This is a genomic window from Dechloromonas denitrificans (assembly GCF_001551835.1).
Classification (GTDB): domain Bacteria; phylum Pseudomonadota; class Gammaproteobacteria; order Burkholderiales; family Rhodocyclaceae; genus Azonexus; species Azonexus denitrificans.
The window spans coordinates 55,107-74,333 of the sequence record NZ_LODL01000013.1 but is presented as its reverse complement, the minus strand read 5'-3'; the positions used below and the strand labels follow the sequence as shown (position 1 = coordinate 74,333).

22 protein-coding genes are annotated in these 19,227 nt (G+C 61.9%); 14 read left to right on the top strand and 8 right to left on the bottom strand.

Annotated features, from left to right (window positions below; genetic code table 11):
* Positions 1-11: 11 nt before the first annotated feature.
* The 4 genes from nifA (at position 12) to AT959_RS06595 (ending at position 5,101) form a co-directional block, all read left to right on the top strand.
* Positions 12-1,652, top strand: coding sequence for a nif-specific transcriptional activator NifA (gene nifA, locus AT959_RS06610; RefSeq protein WP_083518251.1), 1,641 nt, complete (start codon positions 12-14; stop codon positions 1,650-1,652).
* A 96-nt stretch (positions 1,653-1,748) separates the two neighbouring features.
* On the top strand, positions 1,749-3,227 hold the full coding sequence (locus AT959_RS06605) for a methyl-accepting chemotaxis protein (RefSeq protein ID WP_066881904.1): 1,479 nt from the start codon (positions 1,749-1,751) through the stop codon (positions 3,225-3,227).
* A gap of 175 nt (positions 3,228-3,402) precedes the next feature.
* Positions 3,403-4,518 (top strand): acyltransferase family protein, encoded by a 1,116-nt coding sequence (locus tag AT959_RS06600; RefSeq protein WP_066881902.1) that lies wholly within the window; start codon positions 3,403-3,405, stop codon positions 4,516-4,518.
* Positions 4,519-4,648: 130 nt separating this feature from the next.
* The gene (locus AT959_RS06595; protein WP_066881901.1) at positions 4,649-5,101 is read left to right on the top strand and encodes a bacteriohemerythrin; all 453 of its coding nucleotides are present in this window, start codon (positions 4,649-4,651) and stop codon (positions 5,099-5,101) included.
* Here AT959_RS06595 and AT959_RS06590 read toward each other — a convergent pair.
* Both AT959_RS06590 and AT959_RS06585 read right to left on the bottom strand, forming a co-directional pair.
* A complete protein-coding gene (locus tag AT959_RS06590; protein WP_066881899.1) occupies positions 5,073-6,413 on the bottom strand; it encodes a (Fe-S)-binding protein in 1,341 nt (446 codons plus the stop codon). The two genes, AT959_RS06595 and AT959_RS06590, sit on opposite strands and share 29 nt — an antisense overlap.
* 105 nt (positions 6,414-6,518) lie before the next feature.
* Positions 6,519-7,337, bottom strand: a complete 819-nt coding sequence (locus AT959_RS06585; protein ID WP_205629846.1) for a response regulator — start codon at positions 7,335-7,337, stop codon at positions 6,519-6,521.
* 204 nt (positions 7,338-7,541) lie between these two features.
* Here AT959_RS06585 and nifB point away from each other — a divergent pair, with 204 nt between their 5' ends.
* From nifB to AT959_RS20395, 10 genes are all read left to right on the top strand, one after another.
* Positions 7,542-9,050 (top strand): nitrogenase cofactor biosynthesis protein NifB, encoded by a 1,509-nt coding sequence (nifB, locus tag AT959_RS06580; RefSeq protein ID WP_066881897.1) that lies wholly within the window; start codon positions 7,542-7,544, stop codon positions 9,048-9,050.
* The gene (locus AT959_RS06575) at positions 9,051-9,329 is read left to right on the top strand and encodes a 4Fe-4S binding protein (protein WP_066881895.1); all 279 of its coding nucleotides are present in this window, start codon (positions 9,051-9,053) and stop codon (positions 9,327-9,329) included.
* Positions 9,330-9,426: 97 nt separating this feature from the next.
* Complete coding sequence (locus AT959_RS06570; protein ID WP_066881893.1) at positions 9,427-9,906, top strand: ArsC/Spx/MgsR family protein; 480 nt, start codon at positions 9,427-9,429, stop codon at positions 9,904-9,906.
* Positions 9,884-11,155 (top strand): FprA family A-type flavoprotein, encoded by a 1,272-nt coding sequence (locus AT959_RS06565; RefSeq protein WP_066881891.1) that lies wholly within the window; start codon positions 9,884-9,886, stop codon positions 11,153-11,155. The genes AT959_RS06570 and AT959_RS06565 overlap by 23 nt, the downstream gene beginning before the upstream one ends.
* Before the next feature lie 15 nt (positions 11,156-11,170).
* Positions 11,171-11,458, top strand: coding sequence for a 2Fe-2S iron-sulfur cluster-binding protein (locus AT959_RS06560; RefSeq protein WP_066881889.1), 288 nt, complete (start codon positions 11,171-11,173; stop codon positions 11,456-11,458).
* A 162-nt stretch (positions 11,459-11,620) separates the two neighbouring features.
* Positions 11,621-11,983, top strand: a complete 363-nt coding sequence (locus AT959_RS06555) for a 2Fe-2S iron-sulfur cluster-binding protein (RefSeq protein WP_066881887.1) — start codon at positions 11,621-11,623, stop codon at positions 11,981-11,983.
* 7 nt (positions 11,984-11,990) lie between these two features.
* Positions 11,991-12,563 (top strand): nitrogen fixation protein NifQ, encoded by a 573-nt coding sequence (locus tag AT959_RS06550; protein ID WP_066881885.1) that lies wholly within the window; start codon positions 11,991-11,993, stop codon positions 12,561-12,563.
* Positions 12,542-13,522, top strand: a complete 981-nt coding sequence (draG, locus tag AT959_RS06545) for an ADP-ribosyl-[dinitrogen reductase] hydrolase (RefSeq protein ID WP_083518249.1) — start codon at positions 12,542-12,544, stop codon at positions 13,520-13,522. Before AT959_RS06550 ends, draG begins: the two co-directional genes overlap by 22 nt.
* A 344-nt stretch (positions 13,523-13,866) precedes the next feature.
* A complete protein-coding gene (locus AT959_RS06540; RefSeq protein ID WP_066881881.1) occupies positions 13,867-14,310 on the top strand; it encodes a hypothetical protein in 444 nt (147 codons plus the stop codon).
* Positions 14,311-14,359: 49 nt separating this feature from the next.
* A complete protein-coding gene (locus AT959_RS20395) occupies positions 14,360-15,235 on the top strand; it encodes a GIY-YIG nuclease family protein (protein ID WP_205629845.1) in 876 nt (291 codons plus the stop codon).
* 199 nt (positions 15,236-15,434) lie between these two features.
* On the opposite strand, the gene AT959_RS06530 is transcribed toward AT959_RS20395, so the two are convergent.
* The 6 genes from AT959_RS06530 to ureE all read right to left on the bottom strand — a co-directional run bounded on the left by AT959_RS06530 (position 15,435) and on the right by ureE (position 19,227).
* A complete protein-coding gene (locus tag AT959_RS06530; RefSeq protein WP_066881877.1) occupies positions 15,435-15,818 on the bottom strand; it encodes a bacteriohemerythrin in 384 nt (127 codons plus the stop codon).
* Positions 15,818-16,375 carry a hypothetical protein gene (locus AT959_RS06525; protein ID WP_066881875.1) on the bottom strand — a complete coding sequence of 186 codons (558 nt, stop codon included), beginning with the start codon at positions 16,373-16,375 and terminating at the stop codon, positions 15,818-15,820. Before AT959_RS06525 ends, AT959_RS06530 begins: the two co-directional genes overlap by 1 nt.
* Before the next feature lie 27 nt (positions 16,376-16,402).
* Positions 16,403-17,239 (bottom strand): SIR2 family protein, encoded by an 837-nt coding sequence (locus AT959_RS06520; RefSeq protein WP_066881873.1) that lies wholly within the window; start codon positions 17,237-17,239, stop codon positions 16,403-16,405.
* 152 nt (positions 17,240-17,391) lie between these two features.
* Positions 17,392-18,009, bottom strand: coding sequence for an urease accessory protein UreG (ureG, locus tag AT959_RS06515; protein WP_066881871.1), 618 nt, complete (start codon positions 18,007-18,009; stop codon positions 17,392-17,394).
* Between the two features lie 4 nt (positions 18,010-18,013).
* Positions 18,014-18,700, bottom strand: a complete 687-nt coding sequence (locus AT959_RS06510) for an urease accessory protein UreF (protein ID WP_066881868.1) — start codon at positions 18,698-18,700, stop codon at positions 18,014-18,016.
* Positions 18,697-19,227, bottom strand: a complete 531-nt coding sequence (gene ureE, locus AT959_RS06505) for an urease accessory protein UreE (RefSeq protein ID WP_066881866.1) — start codon at positions 19,225-19,227, stop codon at positions 18,697-18,699. The genes AT959_RS06510 and ureE overlap by 4 nt, the downstream gene beginning before the upstream one ends.

Genomic DNA, 19,227 nt, shown 5'->3' with positions numbered 1-19,227 from the left:
ACGAGAACAGCATGCACGAACACATCATCCATTCCGCAGACGAGTGCGTTCCGGCCAACGGCTACTGCCGAACGCACGAGTTGAACATCCTGCTGCTCGCCGCGTTGTACGCGGTCAGCCGCGTCCTCAGCCGCTCGCTTGCCTTCAATGAGACGCTGCGCGACGTGCTGCGCGTCCTGCACGACGAAGCCGGCCTGAGCCGCGGCCTGATCGGTGTCGTCGACGCCGAGACCGGCAAGCTGGCCATCCACACCATCTACAACCCGGACGGCCCGAACTCGGACGACGCCCAGTACGGCCCGGGCGAAGGGGTGATCGGCCTGATCCTGGAAAAACCACGCACCATCAAGCTGCCGCGCGTCGCCGACGAGCCGCGCTTCCTGAACCGAACCCAGCTTTATGACCCTGAACTGCCCTTCATCGCCGTGCCGATCAAGGTCGGCGGCAACCTGCAGGGCGTCCTCGCCGTCCAGCCGGAAGGACCGGAGGACGGCCTGCTCGAAGAGCGCGCCCAGTTCGTCGAAATGGTCGCCAACCTGATCGGCCAGAGCCTGCGCCTGTCGCTCGAAGTGGCGCAGGAAAAATCGACCCTGCTCGAAGAGCGCGACTTGCTGCGCCGCACCGTCCGCCACCAGTTCGGCTTCGACAGCATGGTCGGCCGCTCGGCGGTGATGCGACGCGTTTTTGACCAAGCGCGGCTGGTCGCCAAGTGGAACACCACAGTGCTGATCCGCGGCGAAACTGGCACCGGCAAGGAGCTGATCGCCAACGCCATCCACTACAACTCGCCGCGCGCCAGGAATGCGATGGTGCGCCTGAACTGCGCGGCGCTACCGGAAAACCTGCTCGAATCGGAACTCTTCGGCCACGAACGCGGCGCCTTCACCGGCGCCGTCGAGTCGCGCAAGGGGCGTTTCGAACAGGCCCATGGCGGCACGCTGTTCCTCGACGAAATCGGCGAAGTCTCGGCCCCCTTCCAGGCCAAGCTGCTGCGCATCCTGCAGGAAGGCGAATTCGAGCGGGTTGGCGGCAGCAAGACGATCAAGGTCGATGTGCGGATCATCGCCGCCACCCACCGCGATCTGGAAACCGCCGTCGATATGGGCGATTTCCGCGAGGACTTGTTCTACCGGCTGAACGTCATGCCCCTCTTCCTGCCGCCGCTGCGCGAGCGGATCGAGGACATCCCGGAAATTGCCCGCCACCTGCTCGGCAAGATCGGCAACGATCAGAAACGCAAGCTGAGCCTGACCGACATGGCGCAACGCCGGCTGGCCAACCACGAATGGCCGGGCAATGTCCGCGAACTGGAAAACTGCCTGGAACGCGCCGCCGTCCTCTCCGAAGACGGCAAGATCGACGTCGATCTGATCCGCTTTCCGAGCGCCCGCGAGCGGACGCCACCGCGCGCCCAGCGCAGTCTGGCCAATCCGGCGGTCAACCCGGTTTTCAGCCCACTTTCCGGATCGGCGCCCGGCGCCCTGTCTGAAGTCGATATCGACGATCCCAACCTGTCGGAAAAGGAACGGGTCATCGCCGCCCTCGAACAGGCTGGCTGGGTGCAGGCCAAGGCGGCCCGCATCCTCGGCATGACGCCGCGCCAGATCGCCTACCGGATCCAGACCCTGAATATCGAGGTCAAGCAGTTCTGAGCGTCCGTCCAAGGCCGTTGGTCAAGGCAATTGACCAACGGCTGTCACATTGCGTCCGAATAATCCCGGACTTTTATCAGCCATCGCGAAAACCCCATGCAGCGTTCCCCGTTTCTCTCCAGTGCCGTCCTTGAAGTCATTTTCCTGAACATCCTGCTCCTCGTCGCCGGCCTGGTCGGCATGGCGACGCACGGCTGGCAATTGCTCGACGCTATCTGGATGATCCTGCTGATGTGCTTCGGCATCGGCAGCGGCCTGTTCTACCTGCACAAGCTGAAAGTGGCGCTGACGCCGCTGCAGCACATCGCCCGGATTTCCGGTGAAATCGCCAGCGGCATCATCGGCGCCCGCATCCCGGCAACGGCACGGCGCGACGAACTGGGCCAGGTCTGCACCAACGTCAATGCCATGCTCGACCAGATGGAAACCTGTTTCCAAGCGCAGCGCGAAGCACTGGCTGCCGCCAGCAGCAACCAGTTTCAGCGCCACATGGAGAGCAGCACGTTGCAAGGCGTCTTCCGCGAGGCGGTGGAGCGTGGCAATCAGTCGCTCGACATCCTGATGGCCAATTACCACCGGGAAATGCGCAACAACCTGCTGTCCCGCCTCGGCCAGTTGAATGCCGAAAACCTCCTGAAAAACATGCGAACCAGCCAGCAGGACATGCTCGGCATCGTCGCCTCGACCGACGAACTGACCGAACTGTCCAGCGCCAATGCGGCCGCCGCCGAGCAAAGCAGCGCCGCCATCGCCCAGGTCGTCGGCGGCATGAACCGGCTGGTGCAAAAAATCGAGGAAACCGGCCGGGCGATCACCGAATTCAATGGCCATCGCGAAGAAATCGCCCGTTCGGTCAGCCTGATCGCCACCATCGCCGACCAGACCAACCTGCTCGCCCTGAATGCCGCCATCGAAGCCGCCCGTGCCGGCGAACACGGGCGCGGTTTTGCCGTCGTCGCCGACGAGGTGCGCAAACTGGCCGAGCACTCGAAGGATGCTTCCTCGGCCATATCCGGCGTCATGCTGACCCTGCAGGAAGATGCCGAGAAAATGCTGGTCAATTCGGAGGAAATGCGCGGCATCGCCTCCGAGTCCCGGCAGACCATCGGCGATTTCGATCAGCGCTTCGCCGCGGTCGCCGCATCGTCGGCCACCGCCATGGCCCAGATTCGCTTCGTCCATGACGTCAGCTTCGCCTCGCTGGCCAAGGTCGATCACTTCATCTATAAGCAGAACGGCTACATGGCGATCAACCGGGGGGCCGATTCCGATAACGCCCAGGCCATCAAGGTCAGCGAAACCGGCTGCCGGCTCGGCAAGTGGCTGGGCAGCGAAGCCACCACCGAGGTTTTCGGCAAGCTCGGGGCATTCAAACAAATCGCCGCCCCGCACCGCGAAGTGCATCAGAACATGCACCGCGCGCTCGATTTCATGGGCCAGGGCTGGGAAACCGACTTCGATGTCCAGGCCAAACTATTCTCGGCCTTCGAGGAAGTGGAACGCGGTAGCGACGGCGTCATCCACGCCCTTGACCAGATGGTGCGCGAAAAGCACGCCGCTCAGTCCGGCGGATAAGCGGCCGGGGGGGCAGTCCTGCGGTCAACGGTGGTTTTCGGCCAATTAACCACTTGCCTGCCCTGAAAATCCCAAATTCCAGGTATTCGAAACAAGCTGGATGCAGGGCACACTGCTCCCTGCTGCCAATGAACACAGGCGGAACTCGACAACCCAAGAGACGGAGTGCGCCGCCATGCACAGGACGATCAAAGGATTCGACGGCATACGCGGCCTGGCGGTGATTGCCGTCGTTCTGACCCACCTCGGCGTTTTTGGCGCGTTGCTTGAGCTGAAGCTGTTCCCCCCGGCGCTGATGCCGATGATCCATGGCGGCACCGGCGTCCAGGCTTTCTTCGTGCTGTCGGGCTTCCTGATCACGACGCTGCTGATCAACGAGTTCAACAACACGGGCTGCATCTCGATCAGGCATTTCATCCTGCGCCGGACGCTGCGGATTTTCCCGCTCTACATACTTTTCCTGATCGTCGTCAGCCTGCTCCACATCGCCGCACCCAACATCACTTCGTGGGATTCGCTGTTCTACGCCTACATTTACTCCTACAACTTCATCCCGACCGGGATCTACACCTCCTTGATCGGCCATACCTGGTCGCTCGCCGTCGAGGAACACTTCTACCTGGTCTGGCCGACGGTCTTTCTGCTGCTCTTCGGCCGATACCGTCTCGCCCTGCTCGGACTGGTCCTGACTTTCATCGTCAGCGCGCCGCTCCTTCAACTCTATCTGGTCAGGACCGGGCTGGCGGCTGGCTATTTCGTCGAGCGCTGGTCCTTCATCGCCGGCTACGCCATCGCCATAGGCTGCCTGAGCGCCCTCCTGATCGGCAGCCCGCGGACAGCCCGAACAGCCCGCGGGCTTGCCGCACAGCCCGCCTGCCTGGCCCTTGCCACCCTGCTCTACGCCAACTCCCTGTATCTGACGGGCGACTCATGGTTCCTGCAAAACATTGGCGGCAACTTCCTGCGCACCATCGGCATCGCGCTGGGCCTGGCCTGGCTCTACTTCAACCAGGACAGCCGCCTGACCAGGGGCCTGGAGTTTCCGCCGCTCAAGTACATCGGGCTCATTTCCTACGGCATCTACATGTATCAGGGACTTTTCCTCGACACCGGACCCGATCGCATTCCCGGCCAGACCTGGCCCCCCGACCCGGGAGTCGGCCTCGTACTGCTGGTACTGGTCGCCCCGCTTTCCTATCAATATTTTGAAAAGCCTTTTCTCCGCCTGAAGAATCGCTACTCGCCATCAAAGACAGAGGCCAATCTGGCAACAGGCAAAGCACCGGCCTGAATTACTTTGGCATAAATATTCATTGGCGGCAGTTTTGATCTGGCAATTTACCGTTCGATCTCTATACTGAAAAATCAGGAATCTCCGCTGTACGACCGGACCTCGCCAGCCGATAGAAAAGGAGCCATTGATGAACCAAGAAACCGCTGCTTTCCTGCCCAGCACGCTGGTCATCAATATCGAGGAAATTGACGACCAGCATGCAGCGCTCTTCTCCAGGCTGGCCGCCCTGAAAGTCCTGTGTCTCGACACGCCGGATCTGCCGCTGGCCGAGGCGGAAGCCTTGATGAACCAGTTGCGCGAGCATTGCGCCACCGAAGAACGCCTGGCCGGCGAAAACGGGCTGAATTTTTCGGCCCATGCCCGCAAGCACCAGAAAATGCTCGATGCCATCGCGAAGGCCATCGATGAAGTGCACCAGCAAAAAATCGATGTCTTCGGCGTCCTGCGCTATATCGAATACTGGTTCGAACGGCATATCCGCGAAGAAGACCTGAATCTCGGCCGCAACCTGCAGCAGGTTTCGTCCGGCCTGTACGACCCGGAAAAGCCGTTCACGCTAGCGCGCGCTGCAGCAATGTAGCGACGTGCATCGCCTGGCGGCCAGTGCCGTCGAGAATCTGGTGGCGACAGGAAAACCCGTCGGCGATGATCGGCGCGTCGCTCGCCGCCGCCCGCACCGCCGGCAGCAAAGCCAGTTCGCCCATCTGCACCGAGGCCTCGTAATGCTCGGCCTCCAGCCCGAAACTGCCGGACATGCCGCAGCAACTGGCATCGACGATCTCGAATTCGAAATCCGGAATCCAGCCCAGCACCTTCTTCACTGACTTCATCGCGCCGAAGGCTTTCTGGTGGCAGTGCCCATGCACCAGCGCCTTGCCGCCCGGCAGCGGCTTCAGGTTCAGCTGCAAGCCCTTGTTGGCCTCGCGCATCAGGAATTCCTCGAACAGGAAGGCCTGCTTGCCCAGTTGCCCGACTTCCGGCCCCAGCCCCAGGCTGTAGAACTCGTCGCGCAAGGCGAGCAGGCAGGAAGGTTCGAGGCCGACAATCGGCGTCCCTTCCGCCAGGGCCGGCCCGAGCGCTGCCATCACCCGCCGTGCCTCGACTTTGGCCGCTTCGACCAGGCCCTGCGACAGGTAGGTGCGACCGCAACACAAGGGCCGCGCCGGTTCGGCATCGCCCGCCGCCGGGCGCAGCACCTCGACGCGGTAACCGCCGGCTTCGAGCACGGCAATCGCCGCCTCGGCCACTTCCGGCGTGTAGTAATGGCTGAAGGTATCGACAAAAAGGGCCACTTTGCCGCGTTGACCGGCGGACTCGGTTTTCGCCTCGCGAAACGGCCGGCTGACGATCTCCGGAATCGGCCGCCGGGCCGAGATGCCCAGCCAGCGTTCGACCAAAGCGGCCAGCCACGGCGAGGCGTTACGCCAGCGGACGAGTACGGCGAGCGACCGGCGGTATCGGTGCAACCAGGCCGGCAGAACGGCAAACAGCCGGGTCCGGCGCGAGATGCCGAGGCGCTCGTTTTTCTGGGCCAGATACTCGGTCTTGATCAGCGTCATGTCGACGGCGCTCGGGCATTCCTTCTTGCAGCCCTTGCAGGAGACGCAAAGATCCATCGCCCGCGCCAGGTCAGGATGGGCGAAGGGATCGTCGCCCAATTCCCCGTTCAGCGCCGCCTTGAACGCCTTGACGCGGGCCCCGGTCGAATGGGCCGGGTCGTGCGTGATGCGGTAACTCGGGCACATCACGCCCTTGCCGTCGCGCTGGCACTGGTGATTGTTCATGCAGACGGCAACCGCCTTGGCGTAGTTGCCGCCGGTGGCGGGAATGCCGGCGTAGGCATCGCCCACGCCATAGGTGTCGTAAGCCGACCAGTCGAGATGGGTTTTCATGGTCTAGCCCTAGCAAGAGCGGCGCCAGAGAAACCTGCTTAATTATCAAGACCTTGAAAAAGCCGGCTTTGTCGCAAGCCCGACAAGCATGAGCCTCGGCGGCAATCAGGGCCGGGCCGCCGGCCCCAGCACCAGCACGCGGCCCTGGGTCGCCGCATTGAAGCCGATCCGCTGATAATTGACCGGCCAGTCGAGCCCGCCCTGCGCCCAGCGATGCTCACCGACCGCGCCGCCGATGATGTCGAGCAGGGCCGGCGGCAGCACGGCCTGGGCGAACGAGCCGATCAGCGGCGCGCCCTGGCCGAACAGCCGGTCGGCCTCGGCGTTGGCGAAAACGACCATGTCGTCATCGTCCAGACCGATGATCGGCAGCGGCACCAGTTGCAGGATTTCCTGGCCGATACCGAGCACGACTTCGTCGCGCTGCAACTGGCGCTGTTTCTCGTCGAGCACGACGCGCAACTGCTGGTTGGCGAGCAGCAACTCGTCGCTCAGGCGCCGGTTCTCGTCGGCCAGCGCCTTGATCCGGAAGGCTTCCAGGATGCTGGCCCGCAACTGCTCGTCGTCCCACGGCTTGGTCAGGAACTTGTAGATCGCCCCTTCGTTGATGGCGTCGGTAATCGACTGGAACTCGGTGTAGCCGGAGAGAACGAGGCGCACCGTATCGGGGTAAAGCGTCTTCACCCGGCGTAGGAATTCGACCCCGGTCATGTTCGGCATGCGCTGGTCCGAGATGATCACATCGACCGCGTTGGCCGCCAGGATCTCCAGCCCGGCCTCGCCGCCGCTGGCGGTCAGGATGCGATAGCCGTCCCGCCGCAACAAGCGCTTCAGCGACGACAGGATGTTCTCTTCGTCATCGACCAGCAGGATGGTGCGCGAATCGGGCGACTCCGGCAGCGGCGTGTTCAGGTTTTCATTCATGGTGCTCTCCCCGTCTGCTTCCCAGTTTAGTGCCAGCCAAGGCCGGGAGCCACTCCCCGCGTGAAACAGTGCCTTGTCGAGTTCACGACAAGGCACCAACAAGGGCCCGGCCAAAAAACGACAAGCGCTTGTTTTAACAAGGCTTTAGCCCCTGGCATACCGATTGCTGAAAAGACCCCGCACAGCTATCGAGGAGCCTTCATCGTGGAACTTCCAGTCATCAGCAACACCCCGTCGGAATCGGAAGGCGGCGGCTGCTCATCCAGCGGCTGCGGTACGGCCCCGGATGCATTGGGCCATCTGCCGGACCACATCCGCGCCAAGGTGCAGGACCACCCCTGCTATTCGGAAGAAGCGCACCACTACTTCGCCCGCATGCACGTCGCCGTGGCACCCGCCTGCAACATCCAGTGCAACTACTGCAACCGCAAGTACGATTGTTCGAACGAATCCCGCCCCGGCGTCGTTTCCGAACTGCTGACGCCGGACCAGGCGATCAAGAAGGTGCTCGCCGTCGCCGCCGAGATTCCACAGATGACGGTGCTCGGCATCGCCGGTCCCGGCGACCCCCTGGCCAACCCGGGCCGCACCTTTGAAACCTTCGAACAGCTCTCCGCGCGTGCCCCGGACATCAAGCTGTGCGTGTCGACCAACGGCCTCAGCCTGCCGCAGTACGTCGACGAAATCGCCAAGCACAACATCGACCACGTGACGATCACCATCAACTGCGTCGATCCCGAAGTCGGCGCCAAGATCTATCCGTGGATCTACTGGGAAAACAAGCGCATCTTCGGCATCGAAGGCGCGAAGATCCTGATCGAGCAGCAGCAGAAGGGTCTGCAGATGCTGACCGACCGCGGCATCCTGGTCAAAGTCAATTCGGTGCTGATCCCCGGCGTCAATGACGAGCATCTGAAGGAAGTTTCGAAGATCGTCAAGGCCAAGGGTGCCTTCCTGCACAACGTCATGCCGCTGATCGCCGAACCGGAACACGGCACCTACTACGGCATCATGGAGCAGCCGGAACCGACCCCGGAAATGCTTCAGGACCTGCAGGACGCCTGTGCCGGCGACATGGCGATGATGCGCCATTGCCGCCAGTGCCGGGCCGATGCGGTCGGCCTGCTGGGCGAAGATCGCGGCGACGAGTTCACGCTCGACAAGATCGACGTCATGGATGTCGATTACGAAGCCGCCATGGTCCGCCGCAAGGAAGTGCACGACTCGATCATCGAGCAGCTCGAAGCCAAGCGCGGCAACGCCAAGCCGAAAGCCGAGGAACTGGGCATTCCGGCCGAGTCGCGGCCGGTGCTGATGGCGGTGGCCGGCAAGAACGGCGTCGTCGCCGAGCACTTCGGGCATGCCAAGGAGTTCCTGATCTACGAAGCCTCGCCAGCCGGCGTCCGCTTCATCAGCCACCGCAAGACCGAGCTGTACTGCGGCGGCATGGACTCCTGCGGCGATGGCGACGTGGTCGATGCGGGCGCTACGGAATCCCTGCTCGACAGGAATATCCGCATCCTCGAAGGCTGCGAGGTCGTTCTCTGTTCGAAGATCGGTTACGAGCCCTGGGCCAAGCTGGAAGCCGCCGGCATCGCGCCGAACGGCGAACACGCGATGGAGCCGATCGAGGACGCCGTGCTGGCGGTGTACAAGGAAATCGCGGCGACCGGCAAGTTGCTGCCCGCGGTCGACAGCAAAAAGGTGGCATAAATGGCTCTGCAAATTACCCAATCCTGTGTCAACTGCTGGGCTTGCGTCGATGTCTGCCCGAACGATGCGATCTATAAGGACACCCCGCATTTCCTGATCGACGACGGCAAATGCACCGAGTGCCTGGGCGATCACGGCGTGCCGCAGTGCGCCGCGATCTGCCCGATCGAAATGGCCATCGTCGATGAACTGGGCGAGTTCCTGAACCCACCCGGCTCGCTGACCGGCATCCCGATTGAGAAGCTGAAGGAGTTTGGCTTGTGGCGGGAAGCGGCATGAGCGCCCGGTTGCCGTCATTCCCGCGTAGGCGGGAATCCAGGATGTGCGCCTCTGGATTCCCGGTCAAGCCGGGAATGACAAGCATGGGAGCCCACTGATGGCCGTCGTCACCTTCTACGAGAAACCGGGCTGCAAGGGCAATCTTCGCCAAAAGACCCTGCTCGCCGCGGCCGGCCACACCGTCCAAGCCAAGAGTCTGAAAACCGAAGCCTGGACGGCTGAACGGCTGCTCGCCTTTCTCGGCAAACTGCCGGTCAGCGCGTGGTTCAACCCGGCGGCGCCGGCCGTCAAGTCGGGCGAGATCGTGCCCGAGAACATCAGCTTCGAGCATGCGCTGCGCCTGTTGCTGGAGAACCCGCTGCTCATTCGCCGCCCCCTGATGGAAATCGGCGAGGAACGGCTGGTCGGGTTCGATATTGCTGCGGTCGACGCCTGGATCGGGCTGAAAAACGTCGACCTGCCGGAAGGCAATATCGAAGCCTGCGTGCACGGGCCGGAAGGCCACGGCAGTTGCGGCAGCCATGCGCATGACCACGCGGAAGAGGAAAGCAGCCATGGTCGCTGCGGCAATCACTGACCACGCCGTAGAAATCGCGCCGGGCGTCCACTGGGTGGGCGCCCTCGACCCGCATCTGCGGAGCTTCGACATCATCCTCAAAACCGCCAACGGCACGAGCTACAACTCGTATGTCGTGCGCGGCGAGAACGGCGTGGCGATCATCGACACGGTGAAGGAGAACTTCGCCGACGATTTCTTCCGCCGTCTCGAATCGGTGGCCCGCTACGACGAAATCACCACCATCGTCCTCAACCACCTGGAGCCGGACCACAGCGGCGCCCTGCCCGAATTGCTCAAGCGCGCCCCGCAGGCCCGGGTCTATCTCTCCAGCCGCGCCCAGATGATGTTGAAAGCGCTGTTGAAACCCTCCGGCGAAAAGCCGCCCGAATACATCCCGGTCACCACCGACGATACCGTCGACCTCGGCGGCCGCACGCTGCGCTTTCTGCACACGCCCTACCTGCACTGGCCGGACACCCAGTGCACCTATCTCGAAGAAGATGGCCTGCTGTTCACCGGCGACATCTTCGGCTGCCACTTCTGCGACAACCGGCTGTTCAACGACACGGTCGGCGATTTCCGTTTCTCGTTCGAGTACTACTACGCCCACATCATGCGGCCCTTCCGCGAGTACGTGCTCGACGCCATCGCGCTGATCGAACCGCTGCCTATCAAGCTGATCGCCCCGGCCCACGGCCCCATCCTGCGCCACCAGCCGCGCGACTATGTGCACCGCTACCGCGAACTGGCCACGCCGCGCCTGTTCAACGAGGCGCGTAGCGAAAAGACGCTGGTCGTCTTCTATCTCTCGGCCTACGGCAACACCCGGCGCATGGCCGAGGCGCTCGCCGCCGGCGCCGAGAGCCTGGGCGGCGTCCGCGTTTCGCTGTACGACCTCGAAGGCGGCGAAGCCGAAATCTTCACCGACCTGGTCGAGGAAGCCGACGGCCTTGCCTTCGGCAGCCCGACCATCAATGCCGACGCCGTCAAGCCGATCTGGGACCTGCTCTCGTCGCTGACCACCGTCAACGTCAAGGGCAAGCTGGGCGCCGCTTTCGGCTCCTACGGCTGGAGCGGCGAAGCCGTCCGGCTGATCGAGGACCGCCTGCGCGGCCTCAAGCTGCGCGTCCCGGTCGACGGCCTGCGCATCAAGCTGGTGCCGGATACCGGCGAACTCGAAGCCTGCCGGAACCTCGGCGAAAACCTGGCCCGTCACCTGACCGGCCGGGTCGAACACCGCGAGATCGACATGGCGACACTCGCGTAAATCAGGGAGATAAAAATGCCAAAAGCCAAAGTCACCTTCGAAGATATCGGCGTCTCGGTCACCGTACCGGCCGGCACCCGCCTGATCGAAGTATCGGAAAAAGTCGGGGCCGGCATCACCTACGGCTGCCGCGAAGGCGAATGCTGCACCTGCCTGACCAAGATCGTCTCCGGCGGCGAAAACCTTGCCCCACCGAGCATCCTGGAAGACCAGGTATTGAAGGACAACATGGCGCCGCGCGGCCACCGCCTGGCCTGCCAGGCCCAGATCATCGGCGGCGAACTGGTCGTAAAACCCGCCTAGCTTCCGCATACGTCATTCCCGCGCAGGCGGGAATCCAGGTGCAAAACCTCTGGATTCCCGATCGAGTCGGGAATGACGAGCAAGTACCGAACAAGATTAAAAGCAATCACCCAACCCCGACAGAGAAATTCAAATCAACCCGCTTATCAGGAGAACCGAATAATGGCCCTCATTACTTTCAGCAGTCCGATGCACAAGGACAAAACCGTCTACGCCGTCGCCGGCAGCCACACCCAGACCATCCTCGATCTGGCCAAGGAACATCACATCCCGATCGATTTCGGTTGCCAGGAAGGCAACTGTGGCACCTGCCTGGTCAAGGTATCCTCGGTCGACGGCAAGCGCCGGCCGATGGGTGGCCCGCTCAATGTCCGCGAAGTCGCCGCGCTGACCGAACTCGGCCATATCACCAAGGCTGAAATCGAGCAGATGTACGTTGACGACATCCCGCCGACCCAGTGGCGCCTCGCCTGCCAGATGATCGTCCGCGACGAGGACATCCTGGTCGAATACCCGAGCAAGTGAGGCTGCGATGAACGGCCCTGATCGCCTGCCCCGTCGGGCATTGCTGCTGGCCGAACTGCTGGCGACGCCGGCCGTCGGCCTGGCGGCGGGCGATCCGAACCGTTCATTGCTGGCCAGCATCGTCGCCGGCCAGGCTGCCGGCGACGGTTGCCTGCCCGGCCATCTCGGTCTGGGCGAGGCTGCCTGCAGCCATCTGCACCACGCCTATTTCCCGGCCTGCGACATCCAGCCCGAACAACGCGAGATCGAAGCGATCCCCGAATGGGAAGACCTGCGCAAACTGCTGCTCGACCATCGCGCCCGTCAGGCGCCCAGCGAACTGCTGGTCGCCAACATCCTGGCCACCGCCTGCGCCGGCCGCGACCATCTCTGGCAGGATCTCGGCTTCGCCAGCCGCGAGGAACTGACCCGCCTGATGTGGCTCAACTTTCCCGAACTTGCCCGCGCCAACACCGGCGACATGAAGTGGAAGAAATTCCTCTATCGCCAGTTCTGTTCGCGCGAAGGCATCTACGTCTGCCCCGCCCCATCCTGCGGGGTTTGCCAGGACTACGCCAAATGTTTTGGACCGGAGAACTAATCGCCCGTACCGCCCCTGTTCGTCGGCGCGCCGCCCCGCCGAGTTGGGCCTTGCCGCAACTCGACAAGGCGACGGCCGCCTATATCGGTCTGGCGATCGGCGATGCGCTGGGCGCCACCGTCGAGTTCCTGACCCCCAACGAAATTCGCGACCAGCACGGTGTGCACCGCGACATCACCGGCGGGGGCTGGCTGCGCCTGAAGGCCGGCCAAGTCACTGACGACACCACGATGTCTCTGGCGCTTGGCGAAGCGATCCTGAGCAGCGGCGGCATCGACGCCAAGGCTGCGGCCAGCGCCTTCGATGCCTGGATGCGCGCCAAGCCGGTCGATATCGGCAATACCGTGCGCCGCAACCTGATCCACTTCCGCAAGACCGGCAATCCGGAGGCGCTTGCTTCCGAACACGATGCCGGCAACGGCGCCGCGATGCGTGCGCTGCCGGTGGCGCTGGCCTGCTACGGTCAACCGCCGGAAAAGGCCATTTTTGCCAGCCGCGCCCAGGCCCATGTCACGCACCACAACGTCCTCTCGGATGCCGCCTGCGAAACCCTGCTTTTCATGGTGCAGGACTTTCTCGACGGCCGCGACGCCGGTGCGGTACAACGCGATCGAGCGGCCGTGCTGGTCGAAAAGCATCCGGTATTCGCCTACGACAAAAAGCGCTGCGACAACCCGAGCGGCTATGTCGTCGAAACCATGCAGGCTGTGCTGCAGGCCTGCTTCGACACCAGCAGTTTCGAGGATTGCCTGATCGACGTCGTCAACCGCGGCGGCGATGCCGACACCACCGGCGCCATCGCCGGCATGCTGGCCGGCGCCCGCTACGGGCTGGAAGGCATCCCCAAACGCTGGCTGCGGGCGCTCGATGACACGACCCGCCGACAGTGCGAGGAACAGGCGGCCAAACTGCTGAAGCTGGCCCTTTCCCATACCCCCATCGCACCAGCCAGCCGCTGATGCGGAATATCAACTGAGTTGACCATAGATTCTCACCAATGCTGACCAGGTAATATCAGGACCATGACCAGGTCGGCACAGTGACTACACAATTGTCATCAGGTTGAGTTCGGCCAATAGCGGTCCTTCAAGAAACTGCTCAACAGCTACCATTCGCCAGAACCTTCTTGCCGTCGGCATACCGACTTTTCGCCGGTCCGTACTATCATTGCATACGCGGACAGTCTGCCGGAGTCGCCCCCAAATGAATCAATCAGTTGCTTGGAATTTCGATGTTTTATGATTATCAATATGCGGACCGGTGGGTCCGTTGAATAACTGCTATGCATCATAGGAATGTCCGCATGGATATGTCTGTCATCGAAAAATTCAAGAACAACTTTCTGGCCTTCCTCGTTGGAGCCTTAGCATCAGGGGCTACCGTCTGGTCAGTCGCGGATGGCCTGCACAAGAAGGAAGTCACGATTATTGAAAGAGAGAAGGCCGAACTACAAAAACGACTCAATCAGGCGGAGACAGTTCTTAAAACTCAGATAGTCTTGCCCAAGGCCTGTGTCGCGGATGCAGAAGAAAATCCTAGACGAAAGCAAGATGTAGAGGCGCTAATTCAAAGCCTCGACGCAGAGATAAAGGCAAAGAAGGTGGAGCTTGCTAGGAACGTACCGATGATGGTGGACAGCCCGAAAGATGAAGGCTACATGCGTGTGGAAGTTGAGCTCAGGTCGTTGCAGCAACAACGAGACAAAGCAAGACTATTGCTAATTGAGGTAACGGGTGGTAAGTCATGATGCATAACCTCTCATTCCAGCAGACCTGCGCGAAAAGCCACGCAGGTCGGTGAATTCAAACGTTATACTTTTTAATCCTATGCCAAGCGCAACTATCAAAATCTTCCTCGTCCACGGCGATGCAAAGCGCCTTCGCACCGCAGAGCTCTCAAACTGGACCGGCAAAGCTGTAGCCGCGCCACGCAACGAGTTTGATGGTCTTCTGGCCCGTGACGAAGCAGCTGGGTCAGGTGTGTATTTTCTCACCGGACTAGATCCAGAGACTGGGAGGAGTGCTGTCTATATTGGTGAGGCGGAGGCAATACGAGATCGTTTAAAAAGTCATTTGGAAAAAGACTTCTGGAACCATATTGTGTTCTTTGTAAGCAAAGACGAAAACCTGACAAAGGCCCACATCCGTTACCTTGAGGGGCGTCTTATCGAGCAGGCAAAACAAGCAGGGCGCGCTGTAGTAACTAATAGCCAAGGGAGCGGGGCGAAACTCCCTGAATCTGACAGAGAAGATATGGAAATTTTCCTTCAGAAAATCCACCAACTTATGCCAGCACTCGGCACAGACTTTCTTGTTCCAACAACGGTACATCAGGAAGCAACGGCGAAGAAAGACATCCTGATTTATGAACTCAAGGGTCTTAAAGCTACAGCGACGCAAAACGCCGCTGGCTTTGTTGTATTTAAAAACTCTCAGGCAGCTCTCGAAGAACGACCCGCTGCACACAAATATCCTTGGGTTGTAAATTTCAGAAAACGTCTAATTGATGACGGAACGTTAGTTGCAAATGGCAAAGCCCTCACGTTTTCAAAAGATACCGAGTTTCCTAGTCCAAGCACCGCCGCCGCCGTTGTCTGTGGTGGCACGGCGAATGGGCTTACCGTCTGGAAGAACAAAGATGGAAAAACGCTCAAAGAGCTCGAATCGGTATAACCCATCTATCCACCTGAGCAGCACAAAAAAACGCTCAGGCTGGTGATTTCAGGAATTCCCGATCGTCTGCTTGCCCGAGCCACCTACTTCTGCTTAGGGCACCAAGTTGCCGTTCAACTGGGATCGGTCAAGCTGATGATTTCCTCTGGTCAATGCCGATGCGATTTAGTGGTCTGTACATTGCGATTCCGTAGCTGATTCAGGCTGGCATTTTCTGCTTCAGGCAAGCAGCCAGTGCCGAATCCATCGTCGCCAGATGGCTGCCGAACCAGTCCGGCAAGCCCTTGGCGTAGGCCCGGGCACTGCCTAGGCGACCGGCCGCCACGCCGCGGGCAAAGTGGGCCAGTTCGCCGAGCACACGCAGGTGTTCGCTGTTGTGCTCGCCGATGGCGGGAAAACGGCAGGCTTTCATCAGCTTGCCTTCATGCTCGAAATGCAGCCGGGTATGCTCGTGCAGCTTGGCGAAAAGCGGCGGGAACTCGTCGTCGCTGGCCGCCTGCAGGGCATCGGCCAGCGCGACGAATTCGTGATGGGTGGCATCCATCTCCGCCACCCCGAGCGTAAAGCGCTCGTTCCAGGGCATCAGATCGCTCCGTGGTTCTCGCGCTTGGCGTTGTTGGTCTTGCTCAAGGCCTCATCCAGGCTGACTTCCGGATACTTGAACTTGGTGTCCTTCAGCGCGTGGTAGACCGTGACCACCTTGTCGGCCGAGCTTTGGCCCTTGAAGTCGCCCTTTTCCAGCGCGACGAGGTCGATCAGTTCGTTCCAGGCCATGCCCTGGACCAGCGGCACGAAGGCGACCGGCACGCCATTGATCGTGGACACGAAGGGCTTGTCGATATTGACCGTGAAGAAGATGCCCTGGGTGCCCGGCTTGATGTCGGCGCCGTATTTTTCGAGCAGCGACGGGAAGTGCTGCAGGGCGTCGAGCGAGCCGGTGATCAGCTTCAGCTCGTCGCCGGCCGTCAGCAGGGCGGCCTGCTTGAGGATTTCATGCGGCGGCTTGCGGCGGCCCTGGGCGTCGGCGACCTCGCCTTCCTTGAGGACCAGTTCGCCCCGGTAGGCGGCCCAGCCGGCTTCGCTGGCGGCTTCCTTGAAGTTGGCGTTGAAAAAGAGCGATTCGTAACGATCGAGCAGCATGGTTTTACTCCCTGTTTTATGGATGGTTCAGGCCGGCTGTGCCGCGCCAATGAATTCGAAGACGTCAGCGTCGATGATCTGCAGGCCGATCTTCTTGCAGTAGCGCTTTTCCTTTTCGGTCGGCTCGCTGATGAAGACCCAGCCGGCCGGCTGGCTGGCGCTGTAGATGATGTCGGCCATCACCATGCGCTCGGTGTCACGGTTCAGGCGCAGACCCATCAACAGGTATTGCTTGCCCTTGCGCAGTTCCTTGATGGCCGGCGGAATGGAAAAGCCGCCCATCAGCTCGGTGATGAAATCGACGTAATCAGCGTCGGAGGCGATGTAGGTCGGCTCCGGCTTCGGCGTGCCCATCGGCTTGAAGAGGACGGGGATGGCCGGATTGACGGCATCGGTTTTCTGGTAGGCCGTGCCGTCCCAGAAATACAGCTTGTAGCGGAAATCGGTGCCGCCGAGGCGGGCGATGCCGACGATCAGGTTGTGCGGCACGGCAGCGTAGGAATCCTGCAATTGCGTATCGCGGTTGATGTCGATGACGTAGTGCGGACAGATTTCTTTGAGCCAGTCGTGCACCGCGCCGCGCGTCCAGGCGGTGTCGCCGTAGGTGCGGGTCAGGAACTTGGTGACGGCGCTGCGCCCGCGCTTCAGTTCGACATTCATCGCGGCGCGCGGGAATTCGTACATCAGCTTCGGCGCCATCGGCTTGCCGTCGTTCATCGCATAGATCAGCGAATTGCTGTCGGCGGGAATCGGGGCGCCGGTCGCGGCATTCTTGACGTCGGCCAGCACGCCCGGGCCAAGGTAGGGAACGATGCTGCCGTCCTTGAGGCCGGCAATCAGCGAAGCACGCAGTTCTGGGGTCATGTTGTTTGCTCTGAAGTGGGGTACGAACCCCTCACAGCAAATTCCACGCCCGAGATGAAAGCCTGCACTGGTGGGCCTTTCGGCGCGCACCAGTGGGCCATTGTCGGGTTTCCTACAGCATTTTTGGCGGTTTGCCGGCCAGCGGTGGGTGCTTAGGCGGCGCGGCCGAGCATGCCCTGTTCAAGGATGAAGTCGATCACCGTCTGCAGGCCGTGGCCGGTTTTCAGGTTGGTGAAGACGAAGGGGCGGTTGCCGCGCTGCACCTTGGCGTCGGCCGCCATCACTTCGAGCGAGGCGCCGACCATCGGCGCCAGGTCGATCTTGTTGATGACCAGCAGGTCGGACTTGGTGATGCCCGGCCCGCCCTTGCGCGGGATTTTCTCGCCGGCGGCGACATCGATGACGTAGAGCGTGAGGTCGGAGAGTTCCGGCGAGAAGGTGGCGGCCAGGTTGTCACCGCCGGATTCGACGAGGATCAGCTCGACGCCGGGAAAAGCGCGTTGCAGGCGGTCCACCGCTTCGAGGTTGATCGAGGCATCCTCACGGATGGCGGTGTGCGGGCAGCCGCCGGTCTCAACGCCGATGATGCGCTCGGGTTCCAGCGCCGAGTGATTGACCAGGAACTTGGCGTCCTCGGCAGTGTAGATGTCGTTGGTGACGACGGCCATGTCGATCCTGTCGCGCAGGGCCTGGCACAGGGCCAGGGTCAGGGCGGTCTTGCCGGAACCGACGGGGCCGCCGATGCCGACGCGCAATGCTTGTTTGCTCATGTTTTTACGATCTGAATAAACGGGAATATTGAGTTTCGTGCCGGGCACTGGCAATGGCGAAGGCCGGCGTGAAGTTGGACCATTCGGTTTCGGGCAATTTCAGGGCGTCGACCGCAGCACTCGGGATCGCCGCCCCCAAACTGGCCAGCAGACGCTGACCGGCGGCCTGGCCGAGCGGCACGGCTTTCAGTGCCGCCATCACCTGGTTTTCGGCCCACGACCACAGGTAGGCAGCAACCGCCGCTTCCGGATCGATCTGCCAATAGGCGGCAAGGCCGGCCCAGCCAGTCGGGAAGGCGATTTCACCGAGCCCGGCCAGCGTGCTTTCGACGCCCGCCAGACCGGGATCGCGCAAGTCGCGGACCAGCCGGTGCAGCGAAAAACCCATCTGTGCCGTTTCGGCCCGCAGTTCGGCGGATTCGCGGCTGGCCAGGAATTCTTCGTTGAGGCGGGCGATCTCGCTAACGTTGCCGGCGGTCCACGCCCGCACCAAGGCAAAAACCAGCGGCGCCTCGTAGCGGCCGATACCGTGGTGCAGCAGATCGCCGATCCAGCGCCCGGCACTCGCTTCGTCGCGGATAACGCCGCTTTCGACCGCCCACTCCAGGCCCTGCGAATAGGTGTAGGCGCCGACCGGCAGCGCCGGGCTAGCCAGTTGCAGCAGGCGGGCGAGTTGCAGGCTGCTGCTCAACGCGGCTTGAACTCGTGGATTTTCGGGACGGAGCGGTGCGGGCCGTGACCGGGGTTGTGCAGGTCGTCAGCGGCTTCATCGCCATGCTGGTGATGGCCACCGCCGTAGGCGCCGGATTCCGGCTGGAACGGCGCTTCGGTCTCGCTGACCGCGCAGCCGAGGCCTTTCACCATCTCGGCCAGCACGTGGTCGGTCTGAAAACGCAGCTTGCCGCCGTTATCGGTCGGCAGGATCTGCACCGGCACGTGGCGATTGCCGAGGTGGTAAGCGGCACGGGCGAAGAGCAGCGGACTGTCGGCCACCGCCTCGATCAGCTTTTCCGGCGCGGCAAGGATTTCGACGACAGCACTTCCCTCCTCCGCCAGCAGCTTGTCGCCGCCGTGCAGATGGTCGCCGCGTTCGAGGAAGATGCCGGCCTCCAAGCCGGAGGCCAGCCGGACCTTGAGGCGGCTGCGCTTGCGTTCGTCGTAGGCAAGTGCCACCGAGTCGGTGGCAGGGGCTAGGGTGCGTTGGTTGAGGATCAGCAT